Raw genomic sequence first — 24,924 nt, forward strand, 5'->3', positions numbered from 1 at the left:
TCTAGAGTGCGCCGCATGCCGACGATGCACCCGTGCTCCCGGGTCGACCTGGACTTCATCGACCGAGCGCCGATCCGTTTCAGCAACACCGTCTCCATCGCGCTCAGCCCCGAGGAGCTGTTCGAGGTGCTGGCCCGGCCCGACACCTGGTCCCGCTGGGCGAAGGTGATCACCGGGGTGACCTACACCAGCCCGACGCCGTACGGCGTGGGCACGACGCGCACGGTCACGATGCTCGGTGGCCTGGTCGGCGAGGAGGAGTTCCTCGCCTGGGAGCCCGGCAAGCACCTGGCGTTCCGGTTCAACTCCGCCTCGACCTCGGCGATCGGCGCGTTCGTCGAGGAGTACGTCATCGTCCCGACCGCGACCGGCTGCGACCTGACCTGGAAGCTCGGCCAGGAGCTCAACGGACCCTCGCGGCACTTCACCGCGATCTCGACGCCGATCTCGAACCGGATGTTCCGCCGGTTCCTGCGCAGCCTGCAGCAGCTGACCGCGAACGGGGTCCCCGCGGTCAGTCGCTGACGTCCTCGAACACCATCCCGGCCGCGACCAGTCGCGCGATCAGGTTCTCCCCCATCGCCGTCGCGGTGGTGACCTGTCCCGCGGTGGACGGGTTGTCGTCGAAGGCGAGGCACATCGCCGACTCGGCGAGCATCTTCGCGGTCTCGTCGTAGCCGGGATCGCCACCGCTGACCCGGGTGTGGACCTTGGTGGTGCCGCCCTCGCCGACGAAGTCGACGGTGAACCAGGACTTCTCCCGGCGCTTCTCGCTCGGGCCCTCGCCCTGGGGCATCCGCGCCAGCAGGCGGGTGCGCACCGGCGGGATCTGGGCGGCCACGAAGAGCCCGACCACCCCGACCGGGGCGGTGAGCATCGTCGTCACCTTCTTCAGCCCGGCGAAGTGGGAGTAGCTGAAGTCCGGTCCGTAGTCGTCCCGGGCCGCACCCGAGCGCTTCACGATCATCGGGTCGATGGTCGGCAGCGGCAGCAGCCACAGGTCGAGGTCGGCGTCGCGACCCGGTGCCCCGCCGTGGGCGCGGGATCGGCGGGCCTCAGGACGCGGCTCGACGTCGCGGCGCTTCGAGGCGGCGTCACGCATCTGCCGGGCCCGAGCGAACTGACCGAGGGCGGAGGCGAAGGTGCCGCCGGAGAAGGCAGCGTTGCTGCGCACCACTCCCCGCACCACCAGCGGTACGTCGTCGGGCAGCCGCTGCACCGTGAACAGCGCGCCGAGGTCGTGCGGGACGGAGTCGAACCCGCAGGCGTGCACGATCCGGGCGCCGCTCGCCACCGCGGCCTCGTGGTGGGCGAGGTACATCCGGTCGACGAACTCGGGCTCCCCGGTCAGGTCGACGTAGTCGGTCCCGGCCGCCGCGCAGGCGGCGACCAGCGGTTCGCCGTGCTCCAGGTAGGGCCCGACGGTCGTGATCACGACCTGGGTCGCGGCGGCCAGCTCGGCCAGCGCGACGGGGTCGGTCGCGTCGGCGACGACGACCTCGGCGGCCGCCGCGGCGGGGCCGGCCAACCCTGCGCGCACGCCCTCGAGCTTGGTCGCGTTGCGTCCGGCGATCGCCCAGCGGGCGTCCGGCGGCAGGTGCTCGGCGAGGTAGCTCGCCGTCAGACCTCCGGTGAAGCCGGTGGCTCCGAACAGCACCACGTCGAACCGTCGATCGCTTCGCGCACTCATGCCTCGCACGCTAGCCGATCAGGTACTAGAACGTGTTCTAGATCACGGCTACTCTCCGACCATGGACCTTGAAGCGATCGAAGCGATCAAGCAGCTCAAGCACCGTTACTTCCGCACCCTGGACCTCAAGCTCTGGGACGAGTACGGCGACACCCTGGCCTCCGACGTCAGCGCCCGGTACGGCACCCAGGCGATGGACAAGCCGCTGCACTTCGACTCGCGCGATGCGGTCGTCGACTACATGAGCGAGAACCTGGGACCGGGCATCATCACGATCCACCTGGCTCACCACCCCGAGATCACCGTCGACGGCGACACCGCGACCGCGTCCTGGGGATTCGACGACGTGGTGATCGTGCCGGACTTCAAGGTGCGGATCGAGGGCGCCGGCTACTACCTCGACAGCTATCGGCGCGAGGCCGACGGCCAGTGGCGGATCGCCTCGACGAAGTACGAGCGGATCTACGAAGCGATGACGTCCCTGGACGACACGCCCAGCTTCAAGCTGATCGCCAACCGATGGGACCCGGCCCTGTCGTCGCACTCATGAGAGTGGGCGCCGACTGCGATCCGGTCGCGATCCGGCTCACCGACGCCCTGGGCTTCTCCTGCCAGGACGCGAACCCGGTCGCGACGCTGCGCAACCCGTTCGGGCTGACCAGCTGGACCCAGCCGATCCTCGAGCTGGTGATCGTGGTCGGCGCCGTGCTCGCCCTGCTGCACGCGATCCGTCGCCTCCGGGGCGGTGACCCGACGAACCTGGCGCTCTGGCTGGGGTCGTTGGTCTACCTCTTCGTCGTCGAGCCGCTGCTCTACTTCCCGGAGTGGTTCGGGATCCGCGAGTACGTCGGCTTCAACTTCGCCCACAACGTCTTCACGGTGCAGTTCATGTACGACCGGCTGCCGCTCTACATCGTCGCGTTCTACCCGGCGATGTCGCAGCTGGCCTACGAGCTCGTCCGCCGCTTCGGTGTCTTCGCCCGACGCGGTGCTCTGGCCGGCGGGATCGCGGTGGCGTTCGTCTACCAGGTGTTCTACGAGATCTTCGACCAGCTCGGCCCCCAGCTGGGCTGGTGGGCGTGGAACCTGGACAACCCGGACAACCACCCGTTGCTCGACTCCGTCCCGATGAACAGCATCTGGATCTTCGCCTCGGTCACCTTCGGCGTGATGGCGTTCCTGCTGCACCGCCTCGTCGGGGCTCCGACCGCGCGCGGCGCGGCTCCGCGGGGCTGGTCGTTGGCCTGGCGGATCGTGGTGATCGGCCTCGGGTCGGCGGTCGCGATGCCGATCTTCAGCGCCACCACCGCCGTCTTCGGCCGCGAGGACGCCAACATCACGGGCAAGGCGATCGTGCTGACCACGCAGATCGTGCTGCTCTGGACCGTCGGCATCGGCCTGCTGTGGCGCGAGTGGCGCGCTGGTCAGCCGGAGGCGATCGCGGCAGAGCCGCGGACGGCGTTCCGACTCTTCCCGGCGACCTACCTGCTGGTGTTCGCCGGCCTGTGGCTGGCCTCGCTGGACGGGGCCACCGGCAACGTGCCCTACGTGCTGGCGTGCTTCACCGCCGCGACGCTGGTGCTCATCGGTTCCCGAGCTCGCGGAACCGGCGCACCTGAGCCGTCCGCTCCAGCAGCCGCTGCGTCTCCAGGTCGCGACCCTGCGCCCCGGCCACCAGCGCCGTCGTCTCCCTGACCGCACCGGCGTTGTTGGCCACGATCGCAGCGACCAGCGCCGCGGTGGTGGCCTCGAGCTCGGCCGCGGCGGCGAGTCGGGTGACCAGGCCGAGGGCGTCGGCCTCGACAGCACCCACCCTGCGGGCGGTCACGCAGATCTCGAGGGCTCGGGAGTAGCCGACCAGGTCGACCAGCGGCTTGGTCCCGGCCAGGTCCGGCACCAGACCGAGGGCCGGCTCCTTCATGCAGAAGTAGGCATCCTCGGCGACCACGCGGAGGTCGCAGGCCAGCGCGAGCTGGAAGCCCGCCCCGATCGCGAACCCGTGGACCTGGGCGATGCTGACGAACCGGGGGTCGTGCAACCAGGTGAAGCCACGCTGGTAGCCGTCGATGGTGTCGAGGATCGTCTGCTCGTCCTTGCCGGTCAGCTCCAGCGTCGACTCCTCCCCCGGCACGCCACCCGGTGAGAGCAGGTCCAGGTCGAGGCCCGCGGAGAAGGCAGCACCCTCACCGCGGAGCACCACGACACGCACCTCGTCGGGCAACCCGGCACCGATCTCGGCCAGGGCGTGCCACATCGACGGGACCTGCGCGTTGCGTCGGTCCGGGGCGTTGAGCGTGATCGTCGCGACCGGACCGTCGAGGTCGAGGCGGAGGCGGGCGGCGGCGAGGCGGGCGGCGTCGGGAAGCACGCTCGGACCCTACCGAACCCGATCACTCGGACGATTCGACGTAGGCGCCCTTCTCTTCGTCCCACTCCCAGGCACCTTCGGGCGGCTCCGCCTCGACGAGCGGTCGAAGTTCCGGCCACCGACGGAGCAGGTGTCCGACCTGCTGGACGAGGATGCTGCCGGGGTCATCGGCCTCCGCGGCCGTCTCGTCACCGACGAGCGCACGCCATCCCGAGTCCTGGTCGTCGTCGGGCGCCTCGCGGTAGACGTAGCCCGGACGGAGGTCGTCGTCGTGCGAGCGGCGGCTGACGAAGACCCGCTGGTCCAGCAGGTCCCGGTGACCCGGAGTCGCGTTCATCATGGGTTCGGCGAGCCGGCTTCGAGCTCGTCGAAGGCCGCGATCACCCCGCGCAGGTAGCGCTCGACGACCTCGCGCTCCTCCTCGGTGAAGGAGCTGTCGAGCCGGTCGAGGGCGACGAACATCGGCAGCAGCTGCGCCAGGATCTCCTCGCGACCGCTCTCGGTCATCTCGACCTGGGTCCGGCGGCGGTCCTGGTCGTGCGGGCGGCGCCGGACGTGCCCGCGCTCGGCCAGCCGGTCGACGAGGCCGGTCGCGGCCGCCGTGCTCACGTCGAGCAGGCGGGCGATCTCGGCCGGGCCGAGCGGTGACTCGACCAGGTGCTCCATCGCGACCAGGTCGCTCTCGCTCAGGCCGGCACGCCGGGCGATGACGTGCCGCAGGCGACTCCCCTGCCCGATGGCAAGGCGGAGCGCACGCAGACTTCCCGTCTGCGCCCACCCGCTGACGAAGGCGCTTCCCGGACCGTCGATATGACTCACCCACCTAGTTGCTAAGTTAGTTAATGAAATCGTAGAGCCTCAGGAGGCGTCGTGGGCTTCGCGTCCAACATCACCAGCCGCTCCGCGGCTATCATCACCGGCCGTCGTACGGCCTGGATAGTCATGCTCGTCCCGATCCTGATCGCGATCCTCGCGATCGGTGGGGTGGGCAAGGCCGAGCGAGAGGCACAGTCCAGCGACTGGCTCCCCCGCGGCGCCGACAGTACGGCGGCCGCGGCCCTGCTCGACCAGCTCCCGGCGGCCGACACCACCGCAGCGTTGATCGTCTGGGCCTCCGACTCCGGCCCCCTGACCGAGGCCCAGATCGTCGCGGTGCGGGCCCAGGCCCCCGACCAACAGGTCACCGTGTCGGAGGACGGCACCGCGGCACTCGCGGTGAAGCTGATCGACTCCGGCGACGCCGACACGGTCGGCGAGCAGGTCGGTGACCTGCGCACCCAGCTCTCGGACAACGCTCCGGACGGGGTGAGCGCCCAGGTGACCGGCCCGGCCGGGATCCAGGCCGACCTCGGCGCGGTCTTCGACGGCGCCGACCTCAAGCTGCTGCTGGCCACGATGCTGATCGTCGCCATCCTGCTGGTGATCACCTACCGCAGCCCGGTGCTGTGGCTGATCCCGCTGATCGTGGTGGCGATCGCCGACCAGACCGCGGTCCTGGCCGCCACCCGGATGCTGGAGTGGGTCGGGCTGCCCTGGGACGGCACCACCACCGGGATCCTGTCGGTGCTCGTCTTCGGTGCGGCGACCGACTACGCGCTGCTGCTGATCTCCCGCTACCGCGACGAGCTGCGGATCTTCGAGGACCGACGCGAGGCGATGGCCCACGCCCTCACCCGCACCGCGGAGGCCGTCCTCGGCAGCGCCACCACCGTCTTCCTGACGGTGCTGACCCTGCTGCTCTCCCTCACTCCGGCGACCCGCGGGCTCGGCCTGGCGTGCGCCGTCGGGATCGTGGTGGCCGCGTTCTTCGCCCTGACCGTGCTGCCGGCGACGCTGGTGCTCTTCGGCCGCTGGGTGTTCTGGCCGATGGTGCCGCGGCCCGGTGACGTGGTCGCCAGCCAGCGGCAGACGATCTTCTCCCGGATCGGCCGGATGGTCGCCCGTCGTCCCGGCACCGTGATCGCCGGGACCGTCGCGATGCTCGCCATCCTCGCCAGCGGCACCCTCGGGATCAAGGTGGGTCTCGACCGGGCCGACCAGTTCCTCGCCGAGCCCGAGGCGATCAGCGCCGCGGCCCGCCTGGCCGAGTCCTTCCCAGCAGGCACGGTGGAGCCGACCCGGATCGTGACCCGGGCCGACGCCGACGACGTGCTCGCGATCGTCACCCGGACCAGCGGCGTCGACTCCGCTCGCATCAGCGCCCAGGGCGCCGGGATCACCTCGATCGACGTCGTCCTCGCCGACCGCCCGGGGACGGACGGATCGGCCGACACGATCGACCGGCTGCAGAGCCGGCTCGCGCCCCTGGACGCCGCGACGCACGTCGGCGGATCGGAGGCCGAAGGCATCGACGAGCGCGCCGCCGCCGTACGCGACCTGCGCCTGATCGTGCCGATCGCGCTGGCGATGGTGCTGATCGGCCTGATGGTGCTGCTGCGGGCCTTCCTCGGACCGGTCCTGCTCGTCCTGTCGGTGGTCGGCACCTTCGTCGCCGCGCTGGGTGCGTCCTGGTGGTTCTTCACCGGACCGCTGGGCTTCCCGGCGATCGACACCAAGGTGCCGCTCTTCGCGTTCCTGTTCCTGGTCGCGCTCGGGGTGGACTACAACATCTTCCTCGTCACCCGGGCCCGCGAGGAGGCGGCCAAGCACGGCTCCCGCGAGGGGATGCTGCGCGCCCTCACGGTGACCGGAGGGGTGATCACCAGCGCCGGATTCCTGCTGGCCGCGGTCTTCGCCGTCCTCGGCGTGCTGCCCCTGGTGGGCCTGGCCCAGCTCGGCAGCATCATCTGCGTCGGCGTCCTGCTCGACACCCTCGTGGTCCGGACGATGCTCGTGCCCGCGCTCGGGGTGAAGCTCGGCGACCGGTTCTGGTGGCCCAGCCGGGTCGACCACCGCACCGACGCGAGCGACGTTCCTGTGGAGGAATTCTCAGCCCAGCACTAGGTGGCACACAGCCAGCGGGGGCAGATTCGGGGCATGAAGCGCATCCCGGAACCCGACCACACCCCCGCTGGCCCGGCCTACCAGGGTCGCCTCCTCGCCCGCCCCGAGGACGAGGTGGTCGACCAGGGCGCCGGCTTCGACCTCGGCACCCTGCTGAGCCGGCGCGGCATGCTCGCACTGTTCGGCGTCGGCGCAGGAGCACTCACCCTGGCGGCGTGCGGCAGCGACGGCACGCCCGCCTCGCCGTCCACCTCGAGCTCGTCAGGAGCCGGTACGTCGGCCACCGGTGAGATCCCGCAGGAGACCAACGGCCCCTACCCGGCCGACGGCAGCAACGGGGTCAACGTGCTGCAGCAGTCAGGGATCGTGCGCCAGGACATCCGGTCGAGCCTGGGCAGCACGACGCTCGTCGACGGGGTCACGCTGACCTTCACGTTCACACTGACGGACCTGGCGCAGGGCAGCACCCCGCTCGCCGGGGCGGCGGTCTACCTGTGGCAGTGCGATGCCCAGGGGCGGTACTCGATGTACTCCGAGGGCGTGGAGGACGAGACCTTCCTGCGCGGCATCCAGGTCGCCGACGCGCAGGGGATGGTCACCTTCACCACGATCGTGCCGGGGTGCTACGCCGGCCGGTGGCCGCACCTGCACTTCGAGGTCTACCCCGACGCGGCATCGGCGACGAGCTCGGGCAACGCGATCGCCACCTCGCAGGTCGCGTTCCCGAAGGAGATGGTCTCGACCGTCTACGCGGAGTCGACCTATCCGGGGTCGGCCTCGAACCTCGGCCAGGTCTCGCTCGAGACCGACAACGTCTTCAGCGACGGCTACGCGCTGGAGCTGGGCACCTTCGCCGGCGATCCGACGGCGGGCTACACCGGCGGTCTGACCGTCGCGATCGACACCACGACGACCCCCGCGGCCGGCGGCGGTGCCCCGCCGCCGGGTCCGTGAGGAGCGTCGAGGTCAGCGGGACTCGAACCAGGGGTGGTGCAGGTCGAAGAACGTCGCCCCGGCCATCGCGTAGTCGAGCTCGGACCGCACCTCCGGCGGCGGCTCCATCCCCTCGGCCTTGCGGGCCTCGGCCTCACTGGTGAAGCAGATCGTCTCGGTGAAGGTGCCGTCCGGCTCGAAGGCCAAGGTGCCACCCAGGATGTCGGGCCGCATCTCGTGCATCGCATCGGTGTTGCTGGTCATCATCGACCGGAGTCGCTCCGGGTCGTCGACCTTGCCCCGGATGACCTGGACGAAGCCAGCCTGGTCGGACCCGCCGTCCATCAGCAGCGTGACGTCGTCGCAGTCGTGGAACTCGACCGGGCCGTCCATGAAGCTCATCATGGTCTCCGCCCAGGCGGCCTGCTCCGGTCGCTCGGAGTTGGCCATCGCTGCCTCGCGCGACTCGAAACGGACGACGGCCATGAACAGGTCGTCGTCGGTGAACCCGTAGGTCCCTCCGAGCCAGCCGGTCGCGCCCGGGCTGAGCTCGCGACGCCAGGTGTCCGCATGCTCGCGGAGCTCGGACTGGCGTGTGCACGTGCCTTGGATGATCTGGATGAACATGTGCTGCCCCCCTCTGGAATCGACACCCACCTCTCGGGATTGGGAGGTGGAGGGCAATGTTCGAATCTACGCCGTGGTGCCCCCCAGCGGAATGGGGTCGAGACCGAGCTTGCGGTGGTCCCACGACCGGGTGCGTTCGACGTCGAACCGGACGGCGACCCGGTTGTGCAGCATCATCTCGACGAACGGCTTGAGCTCCTCGGTGTAGGGGCCGTTGTACCGCTCCCACACGTTGACGCCGACCGCCCACAGTGCCGCCGGGTCGTCGATGATCTCGCACCGACCCTCGAGCGAGACGCCGCGCAGGGTGTCGTAGGTGAGGCCGTCCTCGACCAGGACCGTGGCGCGTGAGTCTCGGCGCAGGTTGACCGCCTTCTGCGCCTTCGCCTTGGTCTCGAACCAGATCACGCCGTCGATGAGGGCGAACCACATCGCGATGGCGTGCGGGTGGCCGCTCGCGCCGAGGGTGATCAGGTTCGCGGTGCGCTGGGAGGCGAGGAACGCCTCGATCTCCTCAGGGGTCATCGTGACCTGGGAGCGCTGGTTGGTGCCCATGGTGCTCGCTTTCGAGTTACTCGGAGGGGTGGGCCGGCGGCCCGGCCAGGACGGAGGTGACGACGTCGAGCAGGTGGCCGTTCACGTCGGACTCGCTCCAGGGACGACCGCCTCCAGCCATCAGGGACTGGAGGTTCTCGGCGTCGCCGAGCACCTGCAGGGTGATCGACATCGCGAGGGTGAGCCGGAAGCTCAGGGTCTGCGCGGAGGCCGTCGGGTCGCACCGTTCCATCAGGTCGATGAAGCGGGCGTTGCGCGCGAAGAACGAGTCGGCGGCGGGGTCGAGGCCGGGGTCGTTGGTGCTGATCAGCGTGCCGATCAGCTTCACCCAGTTCCGGCCGCCGTTGGCCGCCACCGCCGCCACCGGACCGACCAGGGCCCGGGCCAGGTCGCGCACTGACGGCTGAGACGCGACGGCGAGCTCGTCGAGCACGAGGGCGCGGGCCTCCGTGATCTCGTCGAGCCGGCTCCGGACGACCGCGGCGAGGAGGGCCTCCTTCGAACCGAAGTGGTAGTGCACCGACGCGACGTTCGCCCGAGCCTCGCTCATCACCGTGCGCAGCGAAACGCCCTCGACGCCGTGAGCGGCGAAGAGCCGTTCGGCGGCGCTCAGCAGGCGGACCTCCGTCGGGACGTCGGTCACCGTGCTCACGAGCGCACCCGCGGCGAGCCGAGGAAACCCAGGAGGTGGTCGGCGACCACACCCGGTGCCTCCAGGTGGAGGAAGTGCCCTGCGCCGGGCACCAGCGCGGCGGCCGAGGGGGCCGCCAGGTGCGGGGCGACGACGTCGAAGAACCGGCGGTCCAGGGCACCGTCGCGGTCGCCGTGCAGGTAGAGCACCGGCCGGAGCGGTTCTGCGGCCAGAGCCCGGGACTCGCGGCGCAGCAGCGCCCGGTAGTACGACAGCGCTCCCCGGGCGTGAGCGCGGTCCGGGATCGCGGCCCGCAGCAGCTCCAGGTCGTGGGTCGCGTCGTACCCCGGCGACCAGACCGGCCAGAGCCGACGCGCGAGCCAGTGGAAGCGACGCTCCGAGAGGCCACGGATCTGGTTGAACCCGATGTACCAGGACCGGAACGGCTGCCGCAGGAGCGCCCGGACCCAGGTCACGAAGGTCGCCCGGGTGGGATTCATCAGCCCGAGCGGAGGCACCGCGAGGGCGACGTACCGATCGAAGGGCGCGTCCGGCTGACCGGCCAGGACCGACGTGGCGATCGCGCCCCAGTCGTGCCCGACGAGGACGCTGCGCTCGTCACCGCCGAGGGCGCGGTGCAGGTCGACGGCGTCGGCGGCCGCCGCGACGACCGAGAAGTCGTCGTCCGCGGGCAGACTGCTCGGCGCGTAGCCACGCAGGAACGGCGCCACCACCCGCCAGCCCGCCTCGGCGAGCAGCGGCGCGACGTGCCGCCACGTCCGGGCGCTGTCGGGGAAGCCGTGCAACGCCACCAGCAGCGGCGCCTCGGGATCACCCCACTCGAGCACCGCGGCCCTCAGGCCGGGCAGCTCGACCGTGTACTCGGTCGGATCGGCACTGGTCAGCGGCACGAATCGGAATGTATCAGCCGATTCAATCAGGTGATGGAGATTTCAGGCGCGGGAGGCGGTGGTGCGCAGGGCGCTCAGCACCGAGAGCGCCGCCACCACCGTGGCGAGGCCGAAGACCGCCAGGAACGGGTCCCGGTCGCCGTGACCGGCAGCGCCGTAGACCACGCCGGCCAGCGCCAGCGTCAGGGCACTGCCGAGGGAGTCCGCCATCGCGAGCGCCGAGGAGTTGAAGCCCCGGTCGGCGTCGCTGGAGGCGGCCAGCATCGCCACGCCGGTGCGCGGGTAGCCGAAGCCCATCCCGGCCGAGGCGACCACGAACGCCGTCATCGCCAGCCACGCCGGCAGCTCGGCCCACAACGCCCCGAGCAGACCGACCGTGCCGACGAGCAGCAGCGAGTTGCCCCAGACCATGCCGGCCGCGTCCGAGACCCGGTCCCCCACCTTGGCCGAGGCTTGGCTGCCGAGCGCCCACACGATGCCGACGAAGGAGAGCACCAGACCGGCCACAGCAGGGCTGAGGTCCCAGTTCTCCTGGAGCACGAAGACGATGTAGGCCTGCGAGCAGAAGAACGACGCGCTCATCAGACCGCGCGCGGCCACGACCGCCGGGAGCCCGCGGCGGGCGAGCATCGAGCCGCGGGGCAGCAGCTTGACCAGGGCGAGTACGGCGACCAGGACCGCCACGATCGCGAACCGGTCGATCGCGAGCACGGCGACGGCGGCCACGGCGGCCCAGACCAGCCGGGACCGCGGCGCGGGCGCGCCCGGCTCGTGCGGCTTCAGCCGACGCAGCGACGGGGCGACCAGCGAGGCCGAGGCGATGGCCAGCGCGACGGCGCCGAGGAAGACCCAGCGCCAGCCGAGCTCGTCGGCGATCAGCGCCGCCAGCGCCGGACCGAAGAGGGCGGGCAGCACCCACGCGGCAGCGAAGCTGGCGAACAGGGACGGTTGGAGCTCCTGGGGGAAGACCTGACCGACCAGGACGTAGAGGACCACGGACAGGGCGCCGCCACCGAGGCCCTGCAGCACGCGACCACCGATCAGCACCTCCATCGACGGGGCGGTGCCGCAGACGACCAGGCCGACCGAGAACAGCGCGAGGGCGGCCGCCAGCGGGGCGACGGGACCTCGTCGGTCACTCCACGACCCGGCGGCCACCATGCCCACCACACCACTGGCCAGCGGCGCGGCGAACGCGGCCGCGAACAGGTCGAGACCGTTGAGCTCCTCGGCGACCGTCGGCATCACGGTGGTGACTGCCATCGCCTCGAACGCGATCACCGCGGAGAGCGCGAACATCCCGATCGTGATGGCGGCGTAGGCCGGCGAGAGCAGCCGCAGCGGGCGCTCCTGGTCAGGCAGGGTGGAGGTCACTGCGGGAGGCTACGCGGCCTCGACGGCGCCCACCGATCTTTGGCCTGACCTGGGCAGATGATGCTACAGACGGGCCGGGGATTGGACGGGAAACTCGACCTCGATCAGGCCGGCAACGCGTCGGCGGCCGTCCCGAGACGGTCGCGTCGGGTGTACAGCCACCGGGCCAGCCAAGCGGCGACCGCGGCGCTCAGGATCATGTCGTACCGACCGAGCAACGCGACCAGCAGGTCGAGCAGCACGAAGAACGAGAGCAGGCCGACCACGACGCGGACGCCGTCGCTCCCGTAGGGGCCGGTCACCGCGAGGCGAGGCACCAGGACGACGCCGGCGGCGACAGGAAGCAGCGCCAGCACCACACCGACGGCTGCCGGCAAGCCGGTCTCCGCCACCGAGTAGGTCAGCACCCAGTGCCCGAGTGCGCAGCCGAAGGCGATCAGTCCCAGACCGTGTCGTTCCGGGCGGCGCTCCTCCGCGCTCGGCTTCCTCGTTGGCCGGTGCCGGCGACCGACCACGAAGGCCGACCCCACGAGCGCCCCGAGCAGGAGCCCTGCGGCGACCAGGACGGGGATCGGTGGGCGCTGGTCGAGCTCGCCGTAGATCAGCGGGGTGATCGCCAGCACCACCGCGGCGAGCAGGAGTCCGGGACGACCGACCCACGGGCGATGACGCGACTGAGGGACGAGCCACTCGACGACGAGGACGGAGGAGCAGATGCTGATCGCGGTGTGGAACACCGAGAGGTGGACGGCGAGCAGGACGTTCGTGTGCCACACCACGCTGTAGCCACCGATCCCCGAGTCCTCCCAGAAGCCGGGGAAGAACCAGTAGCGGTCGACCAGGGCCTCCTCCCACACCGCGTACGCGAGGCCGAGCAGGATGAGGCCCGAGAAGCCCCACCCGCAGCGGTGCGAGATCTCCCGGCACACCAACGCCCCACAGCCGTAGAGCGCGGCCATGACCGCGAGGTTCCACGGCAGCAGCAGGTCGAGCGGCGGCGACGAACCCGAGAGTCCTTCGCCGAAGAACGGCGCGACCAGGAGGATGAGGAGCACCGGTCCGACGGTCCGGGGGCGGGCCTCGGTTCCCGGCACTAGACCGGACCCCCTTCGCCCTGGGAATCGGACTCGTCGGGAACGCGTCGCGCGTTCAGCTCGGCCTTGATCCGGTCCTGCGCGCGCCGTCGTCGCAGCTCGGCCAGGGCGACGCCGAGACCGATCAGCACGGGAATCAGGAACTTCACCTTCTCGAGCACCGCGGCGGCCCACCCCGGCACTTCCCAGTCGGGCAGATCCGGATCGGGAAGGACGTCGGGAAGGCGTGGCACCCGAAGGTTCGGCAGGTTCCAGTCGGGCCAGTCGATCCGGACGGCGAACCGCGCGATCAGGAGGGTCACCAGGAGCGGCACGACGACCTGGGCGACCCCCACGGCGACGTGCCTCGCGGCGTATCTCCTGGGGTGTGCCCGCATCCGGTCCTCGCGAAGCGCCGCCTTCGATCCCGGCTCCGGATCCAGGTCGATCCCCCCGAAGCCGGCCAGCGCGGCGGCCTCCCCCGCGCTGAACCAGGTCGCCCGTCGGGGAGCCCCGAGCATGCTGAAGGTGACTCGGACGGCGCCGTGTGTTCCCTGGGGGTCGGTCAGCCTCACCGTCTCGTCACCGGACTTCTTCTCGGCTACCAGGGTCCCGTCGACCGTCCAGGCCACGACCCGCGACCACCCGTCAGGACGGACCGAGACATGGTGCCCAACGACGCCCTCCGCGGCAGGGACGCTGAGGTCCCAGTGCTGCGCCGCGGCCATGCGCAGACCTTATGCGCTCAGCGCAAGACCCGGTCGATCAGTGCGATCCGTTGCAACGACGTGGGGTGCGAGCCGAACCAGAACTGCGCCCACGGCGCGGGGGTCGGGTCCGACAGCGAGCGCACGGCCAGCTCGCGGTGCAGCGCCACGAACGCCGCGGCGTCCCGCGTCGTCCGCAGGGCGGTGACGTCGGCCCGGGTCTCGATCTGCCGGCTGATCGTGTTCTGCACCGGCAGCGCCAGGAGGCTCCCGACCGCGAAGAGCGCCAGCAGCAGCGGGACGCTCTCCGGATCCCTGACCCGGACCCGGGATCCCCGGCGCTCGAGGACCAGGCCGAGCAGGCCGACCCCGATCAGCGCCGCGGCGGCGCCGAGGAGCGAGCCGGTCAGGACGTCGTCGTACTGGGCGTGGGCGAGCTCGTGCGAGACCACCGACAGCGTCTCGGCGCGCGGCACGTCGTTGACCAGGTTGTCGTAGAGGACGACCCGGCGGGTGCCGCCGAAGCCGGACACGTAGGCGTTGAGCGTCGTCGTGCGCCGCGAGGCGTCGGCGACGAGGACGTCGTCGATCCGGACGCCCTGCTCCTGGGCCAGCGCGACGATCTCGTCGCGCAGCGAACCCTCGGGCAGCGAGGTGAAGTCATTGAGGAGCGGCTCGACGAGCACCGGGTAGACGAACGACCCGAGCAGCACCCCGACCGCGAGCAGGCCGCCCGCGACCGCGGGCCACCACCGCCGCCAGCGACGGGCGCACGCCATCAGGACCAGGAGCGCCAGCGAGACCCCGACGATCGAGACCAGCATGCCGATCAGCCGGTCCGAGGCGAACCCGGTCCAGGCCTGGTGCGAGAGCCCGACGTCGAGCTGGCGGCGGCGGATCAGGACGGCGGGCACGAGCGTGACGAGGGAGCTGATCATCTCGAGTGCGACCACTCCCTCGATCACCCGCAGCCACCACGGACCGCGCGCGAGGGCCATCAGCCGTCGGCCCAGCGGCGTGAACCCGATGACGCACGCCACGACCAGCGAGACGACCAGGCCCGTGCGCGACCAGCCGCGGACCCAGGACGAGTACGCCTCCATCGCCGAGATCTGGGCGTGGGTGAAGATCGCGTCGGCGGCCGGCGGCTCGAGCGCGCCACCCGGATAGGGATGCCACGGCACGCGGGTGACGGCGAGCACGACGAACCCGATCAGGCCGAGCGCCAGGACGGCTGCGGAGACGCGTCGCGCGGTCACGGCCTCGGCACTCACACGACGAAGTGTGGCAAATGACCTTTGACTTCAAGTACTCGAAGTTTCTACCGTCGATGGAGTGAGAACCTCCCGTGGCTACACGATCAAGGAGACCGCCGCCCTGACCGGGCTCCCGGCCAGCACGCTGCGCTACTACGAGTCGATCGGCGTGATCGCGCCGATCAGTCGCGGTGCGAGCAGCAAGCACCGGGTGTACGACGACGCCGATCTCAACCAGGTGATGTCGGTGGCCTGCCTGGCCGCGACCGGGATGTCGGTCAGCGACATGCGCCGCTACGTCGCCAACGCCCCACTCGGCGCCGCAGCCGCGGCCGAGCAGATCGACCTGCTCACCCAGCAGGGCGAGCGGCTGGCCCGCGAGGCCGAGCAGATCATCCTCCGCCGCCGGTACGTCGCCCTGAAGGTCGAGTACTGGGAGGCCGTCGCGGCCGGCGACACCGAACGCGCCACCACCCTCGGGAGCGAGGCCATGACCCTGGCCGACGAGCTCAACGACACCAAGAAGCCCTGACCCGGGCACTGAAGGAGCACCCTGTGCGTGTCAACGCCTACGCAGCACCCGCCGCCGGCCAGCCGCTGGCCCCCATCACCATCGAGCGCCGCGACGTCGGGGACAACGACGTCCTGATCGCGATCGAGTACGCCGGCATCTGCCACTCCGACATCCACACGGTCAACGGTGACTGGGGCCCGCAGCCCTTCCCCGTCGTCCCCGGGCACGAGATCGTCGGGATCGTCACCGAGGTCGGCTCGGCCGTCTCCCGCCACCAGGTGGGTGACCGGGTCGGGGTCGGCTGCATCGTCAACGCCTGCCGGACGTGCGCCAACTGCCTCCAGGGCGACGAGCAGTACTGCCTGAACGGCATGGTCGGCACCTACGCCGCCACCGACCGCGACGGCACCACCACCCAGGGCGGCTACTCCACCCACGTCGTCGTCGACGCCGACTTCGTCCTCACGGTCCCGGACGGGATCGACCCGGCCGCCGCCGCACCGCTGCTGTGCGCGGGCATCACCACCTACTCCCCCCTGCGGCGCTGGGGCGCCGGCCCCGGCAAGCAGGTCGCGATCGTCGGCCTCGGCGGGCTCGGGCACATGGGCGTCAAGCTCGCCCACGCCCTCGGTGCCGAGGTGACCGTGCTGTCGCAGTCGCTGAAGAAGGCCGACGACGGCCTGCGCCTCGGGGCCGACCACTACTACGCCACGTCGGACCGCGACACGTTCAAGCAGCTCGCCGGCCGGTTCGACCTGATCATCAACACGGTCAGCGCCGGGATCGACATCAACGCCTACCTGCGGCTCCTCGCCGTCGACGGCACCCTGGTCAACGTCGGCGCCCCGCCGGAGCCGCTGCCGGTCAACGCGATGTCCCTCATCGGCGGACGCCGCTCGTTCTCCGGGTCGATGATCGGCGGCATCGCCGAGACCCAGGAGATGCTCGACTTCTGCGCCGAGCACGGGATCGGGTCCGAGATCGAGGTGATCAGCGTCGACCAGGTCAACGAGGCCTACGAGCGCGTGCTGGCCTCCGACGTCCGCTACCGGTTCGTGATCGACGCCGCCACCCTCGCCTCCAGCTGAACGGGAGCCCCACCATGCAGACCCTCACCCTCAACAACGGCGTCACCATGCCGGCCCTCGGGCTCGGCGTCTTCCAGACCCCGCCCGACGAGACCCGGGCCGCCGTCCTGGCCGCGCTCGAGAGCGGCTACCGCCACATCGACACCGCGGCCGCCTACCTCAACGAGCGCGAGGTCGGCGACGCTGTACGGGACTCGGGCATCGACCGGTCGGAGGTGTTCCTGGAGACCAAGATCTGGATCAACGACTACGGGTACGACGAGACCCTGCACGGCTTCGAGAAGAGTGCCGCGAAGCTGGGCGTCGACCAGATCGACCTGCTGATCCTGCACCAACCGTTCCCGGCGGAGTTCGAGCGCACCCTGGACGCCTACCGGGCCCTCGAGACCCTGCTCGAGCAGGGCAAGGTGCGGGCGATCGGGGTCAGCAACTTCATGGTCGACCACCTGGACCGGCTGCTCGCGGCGACCACCGTCGTCCCGGCGGTCAACCAGATCGAGCTGCACCCGTTCTTCACCCAGGCGGCCGTCCAGGCCGCCGACGAGGCGCACGGGATCCTCACCCAGGCCTGGTCCCCCATCGGTGGAATCACCTTCTACCGCGACAGCGGTCACACCAGCGCGCTGGAGAACCCGGTCATCACGGGACTGGCGGAGAAGTACGACCGGTCGCCGGCGCAGGTGATGCTGCGCTGGGGGCTGCAGCAGGGTCGTTCGGTGATCCCGAAGTCGACGAAGCCTGCCCGCATCGCCGAGAACATCGACGTCTTCGACTTCGACCTCGCCGCCGAGGAGCTCGCCTCCCTGGACGCCCTCGACACCGGCAAGCGTGGCGGTCCCGAGCCCGACCAGATCACGCTGCCGACGTACAGCCGCGAGATCCCGGAGGCCTGATCACCCTCGCGCCAGGTCGGGATGTGCGCGGCCGGTGACGAGGGGCAGGTCCACGAACGTGACCAGGCCGGGCGGGGCCGCGCAGACGTTCGGGATCGAGTTCACGCAGTGCGCGGCGGTGACGACGATGCCGGGGTTGCGTTCCAGGCCCGCCGCGACGCTGGCCGGGTGCCAGCCGTGGATCGTGACGTCGCAGTCCGGGTCACCCTTGACCTCGACCTCGAACCGCACACCCCCGGGTCCGAACGTCCACGGCGGGTCGAGGTGCTCATCGCCCATGAACCAGTTCACCGCGACCCGGACGACCTTGGCCTCACCGACGAACGCCTCCCAGGCGAACCTCTGGGCGGCGACCTCCCCGGGCTCGATCCGGCCGGCCGGACCGTCGATGGGTGCGGTCGCGACCGCGACCTCGTGGCTCGCACGGATCTCGGCCTCGGCGAACCCGAGGGTGTCCAGGCACATCTGGACCGACTGGGTGAAGCCTCCGGTCAGCAGTCCGAGCATCAGGCCCGCCTTGGCCTTCTCCGGCGTGCCACCGAAGCCCATCAGGTCGCGCACCACCTCGGGTGCGTTGTAGGTCCGGATGTCGGAGTACTCCTCACCGCGGACGAACGTGACCGCCGAGGAGAGCCCGGAGAAGAAGAGCGGATGCTGCTCGGTGACACCGCCGGGGTCGATGCCCGTGCCGTGCAACGTCACCCCTCCCTCGAGCGCCGGGGGCTCCATCCGCGCGCGGTCCTTGGCGGTGGGCCAGAACCACCCCAGCGGCGTGACGACGTTCTTGCCCGAGCGCAGGAGCGCCGCGACCTCGTCCTGGTCGGGCAGCAGCGGTGCGTAGAGCACGCAGTCGGCCTCGAGCGCCAGGATCTCCTCGACGCTGTTGGTCGCGATCACGCCGATCGGCTCGCCGGTGCCGAGGATCTCCCCGACGTCGAGGCCGGCCTTGTCGGCGCTGTGCACCCAGCACCCGACCAGCTCGAGGTCGGGGTGGCGGAGGATGGACTCGATGGCCGCGCGACCGACGCCGCCGGTGGCCCACTGGATGACGCGATAAGTCATGACGCGAGAGCCAACACGCGCCGCGGCTGCTTTGGCAAGGACCTACGCGTAGGAGACCGGGAGCTCCTTGATCCCGTTGAGCCACCCCGAGCGCAGCCGCTTCTCCGGCCCCGTGCGGGTGATGCCGGGCGCGAGGTCGGCGATGGCGTTGAAGATGAACCGGATCTCGGTGCGGGCCAGGTTGGCGCCGATGCAGTAGTGCGCGCCGTGGCCACCGAAGGCCAGGTGCGGGTTGTCGTCGCGCAGGATGTCGAACGTGTCGGGGTCGGTGAAGACGTCCTCGTCGTGGTTGGCGCTGGCGTAGAAGAGCCCGACCCGCTGACCCGCCTTGATCCGCTGGCCGCCGATCTCGGTGTCCTCGAGCGCGGTGCGCTGGAACGAGGTCACCGGGGTGGACCAACGGATCACCTCGTCGACCATGGTGTCGGGGCGCTCGCGCACCCAGATGTCCCACTGGTCGGGGTGGTCGAAGAACGCCTTCATGCCGTGCGTGGTCGCGTTGCGCGTGGTCTCGTTGCCGGCGACGGCCAGGGCGATCACGAAGAAGCCGAACTCGTCGTCGGTCAGGCCGCGACCGTCGACGTCGGCGTTGACCAGCTTGGTCACGATGTCGTCGCGCGGATTGGCCTTCCGGTCGGCCGAGAGTCCCATCGAGTACATCAGCACCTCGGCCGCCGCGGCCGCCGGGTCGTTGTCGGCACGCGCCAGGTCGGCGTCCTCGGCCCCGGTCATCTCGTTGGTCCAGTCGAAGATCTTCTGCCGGTCCTCGGCCGGGATGCCGAGCATGTCGCCGATCACCTCGAGCGGGTACTGCGAGGCGATCTGCTCGACGAAGTTCCCCTCCCCGGCGGCGACCGCCTCGGTCACGATCCGCCGGGCGACCTCCTCGAGCCCCTCCTCGAGGGCGCCGATCGCGCGCGGGGTGAAGCCACGGCTGATGATCGCGCGCAGCTGGGTGTGCTCGGGGGCGTCCTGGTTGATGATCACGACCTGCGTCATCTCGATCGACTCCCGGGTCGCGGTCACCGGGTTGCGGATGATGACGCCGTTCTCGCGGCTGGAGAAGAGCTTGCTGTTCTTCGAGACCTCCAGCACGTCGGCGTGCTTGGTCACCGCCCAGTAGCCGGAGCCCGATGCCTCGGACATCCCGGCGCGCGCGTGCTCGGGCTGCTCGACCCAGAAGACCGGCTGGCTGCGGCGGAGCTCGGCGAACTCCTCGTACGGCACCCCGGCCAGGTTGGTGTCCGGGTCGGTGAAGTCGAAGCCGGCGGGAAGTGTCGCAGTCATGAGTACTCCTGGTGAGGGCGTAGCGGACGAGACAATCGTGAAAGAGTGTATGCACACTTTCACGAGAATGTATGGTCGAACCGATGCGAAGTCACGGATGGGGTGGTCAGCCTCCGGCGGATGCCGAGGAGGCTCGTGCGCGCATCCTCACCGCCGCCCGGCACCGGCTGAGCGAGGCGGGCAGCACCAGCACGTCCGAGGTCGCCGATCTCCTGGGCGTGACCCGGCAGACCGTGTACCGCTACTTCCCCACCACCGAGGACCTGCTCAACGCGGCTGCGATGGACGCCGTCGTCGACCTGGAGAGCCACGTGGCCAAGCACGTGGTCGACCACCTGGCACGAACCGACGGCGATGCCGCGGATGCGGTGGTCGAGGTCGTGGCCTACGTCTACGAGCACCTGCGTGAGGATCCGGCACTCAAGCGGCTGGTCGCCCCGGGCCGGATCAGCAGCACGGTGGCCGAGCTGACCGCACCGTCATCGATCGCCCTCGGCCGCGACTGGCTGGCCGGACTCCCGGTCGACCTCGACTCGATCGGTCTCACCGACCAGGACGAGGCCGAGGTGGTCGAGGTCCTGCTGCGCAACCTGCAGTCCCTGGTCCTCGACCCGGGCGTGCCGCCGCGCAGCGGCGACCAGGTGCGCGCCTACCTGCTCCGGTGGGTCGCACCGGCCCTGCGCTGACGGTGACGCACCGCGCTCACGCCGAGCCGACGCGGGATCCGCGCTGCTTGCGGCGCCGCAGTCCCGACGAGATCAGTCGACTGACCAGCTCGCGGCTGCGCACGGGCACCGCACCGGCCGCGATCGCGGCGTCGTAGTACTCCGCCGGGATGTCGTAGTGGTCCCCGTCGAAGCCCCGCGCGGGGATCCCCATCGTCGTGGCGAAGGCGTGCAGCTCGTCGAAGGACTCGTCGGAGGCGAGGTGCGACCACATCCGTCCGCGCCACGGCACCTGCGGGCTGTCGATCAGGATGGTCACGGGGCCAGGCTAGTCAGCGCGCGGCACCAGCAGGTTGACCGCGGTGGTCCGACCCGCGTCGTCGATCCAGAGCCAGACCTCCCAGTCGTCCTCACAGGAGGAGAGAGTGGCCGGGTAGAGCACGATCCGTTGCTCGTCGGCGAGGTGGCTGGGGAGCCCGCCGCGGTCGATCAGCTCGCAGTACTCGTCGTCGGGCCAGCGGGTCACGTCGGCGGACTCGCCGGTCTCGACGTCGCCGCTGCCCATCGCGGCGATCACGGACGACCAGGCCGCCGGGTCATCGGCGCGCGCCGCACTCACCGTGGCCCACGGGGTGTAGCCGAGCAGCTGCTGCACCTCGGGCGCCCAGGCCGGCGCGGCACCGCCCCGGGCGAACCGCAGGAACCCGGCCGCCGCAGCGTCGAGGCCGGCGCAGTCGCGGGTGCGGTGCGGCACCTCCACTACCAGCGTCACCGGACCGGCCCAGCCCGGCTCGTCACCCAGGTCCTCGTCCACGGCCTGCTGGGTCGGCGCCTGCTCCACCACCCCGGGGCGGGGATGGCAGGTCTCGAGCTCCTCGACCCGCGCGGTGTGGCCCGCCGCCGTGACCCGGTGCCGCGCCTCGGCCAGGCCCAGACCGACCACGTCCGGGATCGGCCGTGCCGTGCTGCCCTCGGTGGCCCCGGAGGACGCCGTCCAGGCGACGACGGCGTCGATCGCACCGTCGGTCCGGTAGAGCGCGACCCGGGCCGGACACCGCGACCACAGCCCCTCTCCCTCGAAGTCGATCGCGACGCTGAGCGCCTCCCGATCTCCGACCGCTGCGGGCCGGACGACGCCGCACGCGGTGTCCGGCGGCGTACCGCGGGTTTCTCCCAGCCCGGGCGTCAGATAGGTGTCGCCGGTGCGCATGACCTGGTCGGTGGCCCGGGTGAGGATGCCGAGCGCCGAGTCGGAGCCCCAGTCCCCCTGGGCGGCTTCGGCGCCGGACAGGTTCCCCGTGAGTTCGCCGTCGACGAACAGCGCGACGGTGTCGGCGAACTCCGGCGCCGGTCCCCGGCCGGTGGCGAAGTCGACGAACTGCCAGGACTCGTCGAAGGCCGAGACGCAGTCGGTGGTGGGGCCTTGGAACGACAGCAGCACCGTGACCGTGTCGCCCTGCTCCACCGGAGCCCCGGTGGCCGGCTCGGTCCCGACCGGACGCCCGGCCTGCTCACAGCTGTCCTTCTCGCCGAACCGGACCTCGAGGCCCTGGTCGCGGAGCAGCTTCGTCGCCGAATCCTTGGTGTGGGCGAAGACGGAGGGCACCGTGCCGTCGGGCGTGCTGACCAGAGCAGCGGGGGCGGCTGGGTCGCTGCCGCACCCCCCAGCGACCAGTGCGGCCAGCAGCGCCACGGCCGCGCTCGCCACGATCCGCTTCATCGGCCGACCTCCGCCGTCGCGTCGTGGTGGGCCCGGAGCACGGCGTCCCCGAACCACTCGTTGCCGTGATAGACGTTCGCTTCTCCGAGGAGCGCCAGGAGGCCCTCGGCCTCGAGGCGGGCCGCGACCTCGCCGTGGCCGAGGACGAGCTTGAGCTGACTGCCGTGGTCGGCGAGCGCCCGGGCGTAGTCGCGGAGCACCTCGATCGAGGCGATGCCGATGTGCTCGACGCCGCGCAACCGGATGATCACCACCGAGCCGGTGCTGGCCGCGGTGATCTGCGGCAGCTGGGAGCGCAGCTGCGGGGTGCTGGCGAAGAAGAGGTCGCCCGAGGGCTGAACGATGACGACCTCGCCCGCCGGCACTGTCGCGGGAGCCTCGACCTCGCGCAGCCGTTCGCCGTGCACCTCGATGCCGCGGATGACGAGCCGGTTCGACTGCTGGGCGACGTAGAGGACGATCGCCAGTCCGACCCCGACCAGGACCGCGAACTGGAGCGGAATCAGCAGGGTCAGCACGAAGGTCGCACCCATGATCGTGGTCTGCAGGGCCCCGGTCCGGACCACCGACGTGATCCGCTGCGGCTTGATCGTGCTGAAGCCGATCACGATCAGCAGGCCGGCCAGCGCCGGCATCGCGATCAGCCCGATCACCTCGCCGAGGCAGAGGATCACCACGGCCATCACCACCCCGGCGATCACCAAGGACGCCCTCGACCGGGCGCCGGCGGTCCGGACCAGCGAGGTCGCCGACATCGATCCACCGACGGGCATCCCCTGGAAGACTCCGGCGACCACGTTGCCGGCCCCCTGCCCGAGGAAGTCGGACGAGGGATCGGTGCGCGTCCCGTCCGGATTGGGCGAGCTCATCGAGATCGCGGCGCCCTGGATGAGGCCGACGAACATCAAGGACGCCGCCGGCACCAGCAGGCTGACGGTGAGCGAGAGGTCGGGCACCTGCGGGGCGGGCAGCGAGTTCGGGATGTGGGCGAGATCGCGGACCAGCTCGATCGGATAGTCCGCGGCGTTGAAGATCGCCGCACCGGCGCTGGCGAGGGCGACCGCCAGCACCAGGCCCAACGACTTCAACCGCGTCCGGGTCAGCAGCAGGATCAACCCGACCGTCGTCAGCCCCACCGTGAGGGTGGCCGGGTCGATCCGCCACGGGTGCAGCACGAGGTTGATGGTCCGGGTGATGCGGTTGGTCCCGGACGCCTCGTAGCCGGTGAAGTCACTGAGCTGGCCCAGGATCATGTTGACCCCGATCGCGGTGATGAAGCCGTTCATGACCGCGGTCGGCACGAAGCGCAGCAGTCGACCGCCGCGTGCGATCCCGGCGATGACCATCAGCACCCCGGTCAGGACGGCGAGCGTGAAGAGGGCACGGTCGGGGTCGTCGTACTGGCTGAGGTCGGCGTCGGCGACCACCAGGGACATCGCGCTGGTGGCTTGGACCGCCATCAGCGCGCTCCCCGTGAACGCGACCGCGCCGACCATCCCGAAGAGGTAGCCGTGCAACCCCCACAACGGATTGACCCCCGCCAGCAGACCGGCAGCGAGCCCGTCCGGGACGCTCTCCACGCCCAGCACCAGACCGGCCGAGGAGTCGGCGCGCAGGTCCTTGCGCACCCAGCTACGGACCTGGGACAAGCGTCGAGGGACGTGGATCTGCACCGGGCTCCTCAATGGTCGACATGCGCTCGGTGACCATCATGGGCGACGCGCACCGGATCGTGCAGGGAACCCGCTGACGGAGACGGTGTCAGGCGCGTGTCAGGAACCGTCGTCCAGCCTCGGATCCATGACTCAGCCCCTCACCTCGGACGCCCGTCGACTCGACGCCCGCACGATGCTCAACAAGGTTCCGGAAGTCACGCTCTACTTCTGGATCATCAAGATCCTCTGCACCACCGTCGGCGAGACCGCCGCCGACTACCTCAACGACACCCTCGGCCTCGGACTGACCACGACCAGCCTCGTGATGACGGGGCTGCTCGCGGTCGCGCTGGTCGCGCAGTTCCGCGCTCGGCGCTACGTCCCGTCGATCTACTGGGTCTCCGTCGTCCTGATCTCCGTGGTCGGCACCCTGATCACCGACAACCTCACCGACCACCTCGGCGTCTCCCTCTGGGTCTCGACGGGTGTGTTCTCGGCCCTGCTCGCCGGCACCTTCGCGCTGTGGTTCGCAGTCGAGCGGACGCTGTCGATCCACACGATCACCACCACCCGCCGCGAGGGCTTCTACTGGCTGGCGGTGCTGTTCACCTTCGCGCTCGGCACCGCGGCCGGTGACCTGTTCGCCGAGCAGCTCAACTTCGGCTACGGACCGTCGGTGCTGATCTTCGGCGCCTTGATCGCCGCCGTCACCGTCGCCTGGTGGAAGCTCGGCCTCAACGCCGTCGCGGCGTTCTGGATCGCCTACATCCTCACCCGACCGTTGGGTGCCTCGATCGGCGACTTCCTCTCCCAGCCGGTCGCCGACGGTGGCCGCGGCTGGGGGACGACGGTGACGAGCTTCGTCTTCCTCAGCTCCATCCTCGGCCTGGTCGTGTACCTGACCGCGACGAAGGTGGACCAGTCCGAGGCGCGGGCCGTCGACGCCGCCTGAGCGGATTGTCAGGTCGTTGT

27 protein-coding genes are annotated in these 24,924 nt (G+C 70.7%); 10 read left to right on the forward strand and 17 right to left on the reverse strand.

Annotated features, from left to right (window positions below; translation table 11 throughout):
- Nucleotides 1-15: 15 nt before the first annotated feature.
- Nucleotides 16-525, forward strand: a complete 510-nt coding sequence (locus ACZ5J1_RS10075) for an SRPBCC family protein (RefSeq protein ID WP_464558318.1) — start codon at nucleotides 16-18, stop codon at nucleotides 523-525.
- On the opposite strand, the gene ACZ5J1_RS10080 is transcribed toward ACZ5J1_RS10075, so the two are convergent.
- Complete coding sequence (locus tag ACZ5J1_RS10080) at nucleotides 515-1,690, reverse strand: saccharopine dehydrogenase family protein (protein ID WP_464558320.1); 1,176 nt, start codon at nucleotides 1,688-1,690, stop codon at nucleotides 515-517. The genes ACZ5J1_RS10075 and ACZ5J1_RS10080 overlap by 11 nt on opposite strands.
- Before the next feature lie 61 nt (nucleotides 1,691-1,751).
- Here ACZ5J1_RS10080 and ACZ5J1_RS10085 point away from each other — a divergent pair, with 61 nt between their 5' ends.
- A complete protein-coding gene (locus ACZ5J1_RS10085) occupies nucleotides 1,752-2,240 on the forward strand; it encodes a nuclear transport factor 2 family protein (protein ID WP_464558322.1) in 489 nt (162 codons plus the stop codon).
- Complete coding sequence (locus tag ACZ5J1_RS10090; protein ID WP_464558324.1) at nucleotides 2,237-3,385, forward strand: DUF7802 domain-containing protein; 1,149 nt, start codon at nucleotides 2,237-2,239, stop codon at nucleotides 3,383-3,385. Before ACZ5J1_RS10085 ends, ACZ5J1_RS10090 begins: the two co-directional genes overlap by 4 nt.
- Here ACZ5J1_RS10090 and ACZ5J1_RS10095 read toward each other — a convergent pair.
- From ACZ5J1_RS10095 to ACZ5J1_RS10105, 3 genes are read right to left on the reverse strand one after another with little or no spacing between them, the layout of a single operon-like run.
- On the reverse strand, nucleotides 3,273-4,058 hold the full coding sequence (locus ACZ5J1_RS10095) for an enoyl-CoA hydratase/isomerase family protein (protein WP_464558326.1): 786 nt from the start codon (nucleotides 4,056-4,058) through the stop codon (nucleotides 3,273-3,275). The genes ACZ5J1_RS10090 and ACZ5J1_RS10095 overlap by 113 nt on opposite strands.
- A gap of 22 nt (nucleotides 4,059-4,080) precedes the next feature.
- Entirely contained in the window at nucleotides 4,081-4,395 is a 315-nt protein-coding gene (locus ACZ5J1_RS10100) for an immunity protein Imm33 domain-containing protein (protein WP_464558328.1), read from the reverse strand.
- Nucleotides 4,395-4,877 carry a MarR family transcriptional regulator gene (locus ACZ5J1_RS10105; RefSeq protein WP_464558330.1) on the reverse strand — a complete coding sequence of 161 codons (483 nt, stop codon included), beginning with the start codon at nucleotides 4,875-4,877 and terminating at the stop codon, nucleotides 4,395-4,397. Before ACZ5J1_RS10105 ends, ACZ5J1_RS10100 begins: the two co-directional genes overlap by 1 nt.
- A 51-nt stretch (nucleotides 4,878-4,928) precedes the next feature.
- On the opposite strand from ACZ5J1_RS10105, the gene ACZ5J1_RS10110 reads away from it, so the two are divergent.
- Together ACZ5J1_RS10110 and ACZ5J1_RS10115 are read left to right on the forward strand one after the other, a co-directional pair.
- Nucleotides 4,929-7,001, forward strand: coding sequence for an MMPL family transporter (locus ACZ5J1_RS10110; protein WP_464558332.1), 2,073 nt, complete (start codon nucleotides 4,929-4,931; stop codon nucleotides 6,999-7,001).
- A gap of 33 nt (nucleotides 7,002-7,034) precedes the next feature.
- The gene (locus ACZ5J1_RS10115; protein ID WP_464558334.1) at nucleotides 7,035-7,955 is read left to right on the forward strand and encodes a dioxygenase family protein; all 921 of its coding nucleotides are present in this window, start codon (nucleotides 7,035-7,037) and stop codon (nucleotides 7,953-7,955) included.
- Nucleotides 7,956-7,967: 12 nt separating this feature from the next.
- On the opposite strand, the gene ACZ5J1_RS10120 is transcribed toward ACZ5J1_RS10115, so the two are convergent.
- From ACZ5J1_RS10120 to ACZ5J1_RS10155, 8 genes are all read right to left on the reverse strand, one after another.
- Nucleotides 7,968-8,561, reverse strand: coding sequence for a hypothetical protein (locus ACZ5J1_RS10120; RefSeq protein WP_464558336.1), 594 nt, complete (start codon nucleotides 8,559-8,561; stop codon nucleotides 7,968-7,970).
- Nucleotides 8,562-8,627: 66 nt separating this feature from the next.
- Nucleotides 8,628-9,116 (reverse strand): pyridoxamine 5'-phosphate oxidase family protein, encoded by a 489-nt coding sequence (locus ACZ5J1_RS10125; RefSeq protein WP_464558338.1) that lies wholly within the window; start codon nucleotides 9,114-9,116, stop codon nucleotides 8,628-8,630.
- 16 nt (nucleotides 9,117-9,132) lie between these two features.
- The gene (locus ACZ5J1_RS10130; RefSeq protein WP_464558340.1) at nucleotides 9,133-9,768 is read right to left on the reverse strand and encodes a TetR/AcrR family transcriptional regulator; all 636 of its coding nucleotides are present in this window, start codon (nucleotides 9,766-9,768) and stop codon (nucleotides 9,133-9,135) included.
- On the reverse strand, nucleotides 9,765-10,658 hold the full coding sequence (locus tag ACZ5J1_RS10135; protein ID WP_464558342.1) for an alpha/beta fold hydrolase: 894 nt from the start codon (nucleotides 10,656-10,658) through the stop codon (nucleotides 9,765-9,767). The genes ACZ5J1_RS10130 and ACZ5J1_RS10135 overlap by 4 nt, the downstream gene beginning before the upstream one ends.
- Nucleotides 10,659-10,700: 42 nt before the next feature.
- Nucleotides 10,701-12,032: an MFS transporter gene (locus ACZ5J1_RS10140; protein WP_464558344.1), complete on the reverse strand. Its 1,332-nt coding sequence runs from the start codon at nucleotides 12,030-12,032 to the stop codon at nucleotides 10,701-10,703.
- Between the two features lie 104 nt (nucleotides 12,033-12,136).
- The gene (locus tag ACZ5J1_RS10145) at nucleotides 12,137-13,087 is read right to left on the reverse strand and encodes a hypothetical protein (RefSeq protein ID WP_464558346.1); all 951 of its coding nucleotides are present in this window, start codon (nucleotides 13,085-13,087) and stop codon (nucleotides 12,137-12,139) included.
- 38 nt (nucleotides 13,088-13,125) lie between these two features.
- On the reverse strand, nucleotides 13,126-13,833 hold the full coding sequence (locus tag ACZ5J1_RS10150; protein ID WP_464558348.1) for a hypothetical protein: 708 nt from the start codon (nucleotides 13,831-13,833) through the stop codon (nucleotides 13,126-13,128).
- 17 nt (nucleotides 13,834-13,850) lie between these two features.
- Nucleotides 13,851-15,086: a M48 family metallopeptidase gene (locus ACZ5J1_RS10155; RefSeq protein WP_464558350.1), complete on the reverse strand. Its 1,236-nt coding sequence runs from the start codon at nucleotides 15,084-15,086 to the stop codon at nucleotides 13,851-13,853.
- Between the two features lie 61 nt (nucleotides 15,087-15,147).
- Here ACZ5J1_RS10155 and ACZ5J1_RS10160 point away from each other — a divergent pair, with 61 nt between their 5' ends.
- From ACZ5J1_RS10160 to ACZ5J1_RS10170, 3 genes are read left to right on the forward strand one after another with little or no spacing between them, the layout of a single operon-like run.
- On the forward strand, nucleotides 15,148-15,600 hold the full coding sequence (locus ACZ5J1_RS10160; protein ID WP_464558352.1) for a MerR family transcriptional regulator: 453 nt from the start codon (nucleotides 15,148-15,150) through the stop codon (nucleotides 15,598-15,600).
- Nucleotides 15,601-15,623: 23 nt separating this feature from the next.
- Nucleotides 15,624-16,670 (forward strand): NAD(P)-dependent alcohol dehydrogenase, encoded by a 1,047-nt coding sequence (locus ACZ5J1_RS10165; protein WP_464558354.1) that lies wholly within the window; start codon nucleotides 15,624-15,626, stop codon nucleotides 16,668-16,670.
- A gap of 14 nt (nucleotides 16,671-16,684) precedes the next feature.
- Nucleotides 16,685-17,563, forward strand: coding sequence for an aldo/keto reductase (locus ACZ5J1_RS10170; RefSeq protein ID WP_464558356.1), 879 nt, complete (start codon nucleotides 16,685-16,687; stop codon nucleotides 17,561-17,563).
- Here ACZ5J1_RS10170 and ACZ5J1_RS10175 read toward each other — a convergent pair whose 3' ends face one another.
- Both ACZ5J1_RS10175 and ACZ5J1_RS10180 read right to left on the reverse strand, forming a co-directional pair.
- Nucleotides 17,564-18,625, reverse strand: coding sequence for an NAD(P)H-dependent amine dehydrogenase family protein (locus ACZ5J1_RS10175; protein WP_464558358.1), 1,062 nt, complete (start codon nucleotides 18,623-18,625; stop codon nucleotides 17,564-17,566).
- Between the two features lie 42 nt (nucleotides 18,626-18,667).
- Nucleotides 18,668-19,912, reverse strand: a complete 1,245-nt coding sequence (locus ACZ5J1_RS10180; protein ID WP_464558360.1) for a cytochrome P450 — start codon at nucleotides 19,910-19,912, stop codon at nucleotides 18,668-18,670.
- Between the two features lie 83 nt (nucleotides 19,913-19,995).
- Here ACZ5J1_RS10180 and ACZ5J1_RS10185 point away from each other — a divergent pair, with 83 nt between their 5' ends.
- Nucleotides 19,996-20,598, forward strand: a complete 603-nt coding sequence (locus ACZ5J1_RS10185; RefSeq protein ID WP_464558362.1) for a TetR/AcrR family transcriptional regulator — start codon at nucleotides 19,996-19,998, stop codon at nucleotides 20,596-20,598.
- Between the two features lie 16 nt (nucleotides 20,599-20,614).
- Here ACZ5J1_RS10185 and ACZ5J1_RS10190 read toward each other — a convergent pair whose 3' ends face one another.
- From ACZ5J1_RS10190 to ACZ5J1_RS10200, 3 genes are read right to left on the reverse strand one after another with little or no spacing between them, the layout of a single operon-like run.
- Nucleotides 20,615-20,896 carry a DUF4031 domain-containing protein gene (locus ACZ5J1_RS10190; protein ID WP_464558364.1) on the reverse strand — a complete coding sequence of 94 codons (282 nt, stop codon included), beginning with the start codon at nucleotides 20,894-20,896 and terminating at the stop codon, nucleotides 20,615-20,617.
- Between the two features lie 9 nt (nucleotides 20,897-20,905).
- Nucleotides 20,906-22,297: a PASTA domain-containing protein gene (locus tag ACZ5J1_RS10195; protein ID WP_464558366.1), complete on the reverse strand. Its 1,392-nt coding sequence runs from the start codon at nucleotides 22,295-22,297 to the stop codon at nucleotides 20,906-20,908.
- On the reverse strand, nucleotides 22,294-23,946 hold the full coding sequence (locus tag ACZ5J1_RS10200; protein WP_464558368.1) for a SulP family inorganic anion transporter: 1,653 nt from the start codon (nucleotides 23,944-23,946) through the stop codon (nucleotides 22,294-22,296). The genes ACZ5J1_RS10195 and ACZ5J1_RS10200 overlap by 4 nt, the downstream gene beginning before the upstream one ends.
- A 151-nt stretch (nucleotides 23,947-24,097) precedes the next feature.
- On the opposite strand from ACZ5J1_RS10200, the gene ACZ5J1_RS10205 reads away from it, so the two are divergent.
- Complete coding sequence (locus ACZ5J1_RS10205; RefSeq protein WP_464558370.1) at nucleotides 24,098-24,904, forward strand: COG4705 family protein; 807 nt, start codon at nucleotides 24,098-24,100, stop codon at nucleotides 24,902-24,904.
- The last annotated feature ends 20 nt before the right edge of the window (nucleotides 24,905-24,924 follow it).

It is taken from the genome of Nocardioides sp. JCM 18999, from assembly GCF_055391175.1.

Bases quoted from the DNA above. Each gene is read 5' to 3' on its own strand.
- ACZ5J1_RS10075 (WP_464558318.1), top strand. From the start codon at position 16: ATGCCGACGATGCACCCGTGCTCCCGGGTCGACCTGGACTTCATCGAC.
- ACZ5J1_RS10080 (WP_464558320.1), bottom strand. From the start codon at position 1,690: ATGAGTGCGCGAAGCGATCGACGGTTCGACGTGGTGCTGTTCGGAGCC.
- ACZ5J1_RS10085 (WP_464558322.1), top strand. From the start codon at position 1,752: ATGGACCTTGAAGCGATCGAAGCGATCAAGCAGCTCAAGCACCGTTAC.
- ACZ5J1_RS10090 (WP_464558324.1), top strand. From the start codon at position 2,237: ATGAGAGTGGGCGCCGACTGCGATCCGGTCGCGATCCGGCTCACCGAC.
- ACZ5J1_RS10100 (WP_464558328.1), bottom strand. From the start codon at position 4,395: ATGAACGCGACTCCGGGTCACCGGGACCTGCTGGACCAGCGGGTCTTC.
- ACZ5J1_RS10115 (WP_464558334.1), top strand. From the start codon at position 7,035: ATGAAGCGCATCCCGGAACCCGACCACACCCCCGCTGGCCCGGCCTAC.
- ACZ5J1_RS10120 (WP_464558336.1), bottom strand. From the start codon at position 8,561: ATGTTCATCCAGATCATCCAAGGCACGTGCACACGCCAGTCCGAGCTC.
- ACZ5J1_RS10125 (WP_464558338.1), bottom strand. From the start codon at position 9,116: ATGGGCACCAACCAGCGCTCCCAGGTCACGATGACCCCTGAGGAGATC.
- ACZ5J1_RS10150 (WP_464558348.1), bottom strand. From the start codon at position 13,833: ATGGCCGCGGCGCAGCACTGGGACCTCAGCGTCCCTGCCGCGGAGGGC.
- ACZ5J1_RS10170 (WP_464558356.1), top strand. From the start codon at position 16,685: ATGCAGACCCTCACCCTCAACAACGGCGTCACCATGCCGGCCCTCGGG.
- ACZ5J1_RS10175 (WP_464558358.1), bottom strand. From the start codon at position 18,625: ATGACTTATCGCGTCATCCAGTGGGCCACCGGCGGCGTCGGTCGCGCG.
- ACZ5J1_RS10180 (WP_464558360.1), bottom strand. From the start codon at position 19,912: ATGACTGCGACACTTCCCGCCGGCTTCGACTTCACCGACCCGGACACC.
- ACZ5J1_RS10185 (WP_464558362.1), top strand. From the start codon at position 19,996: ATGCGAAGTCACGGATGGGGTGGTCAGCCTCCGGCGGATGCCGAGGAG.
- ACZ5J1_RS10195 (WP_464558366.1), bottom strand. From the start codon at position 22,297: ATGAAGCGGATCGTGGCGAGCGCGGCCGTGGCGCTGCTGGCCGCACTG.
- ACZ5J1_RS10205 (WP_464558370.1), top strand. From the start codon at position 24,098: ATGACTCAGCCCCTCACCTCGGACGCCCGTCGACTCGACGCCCGCACG.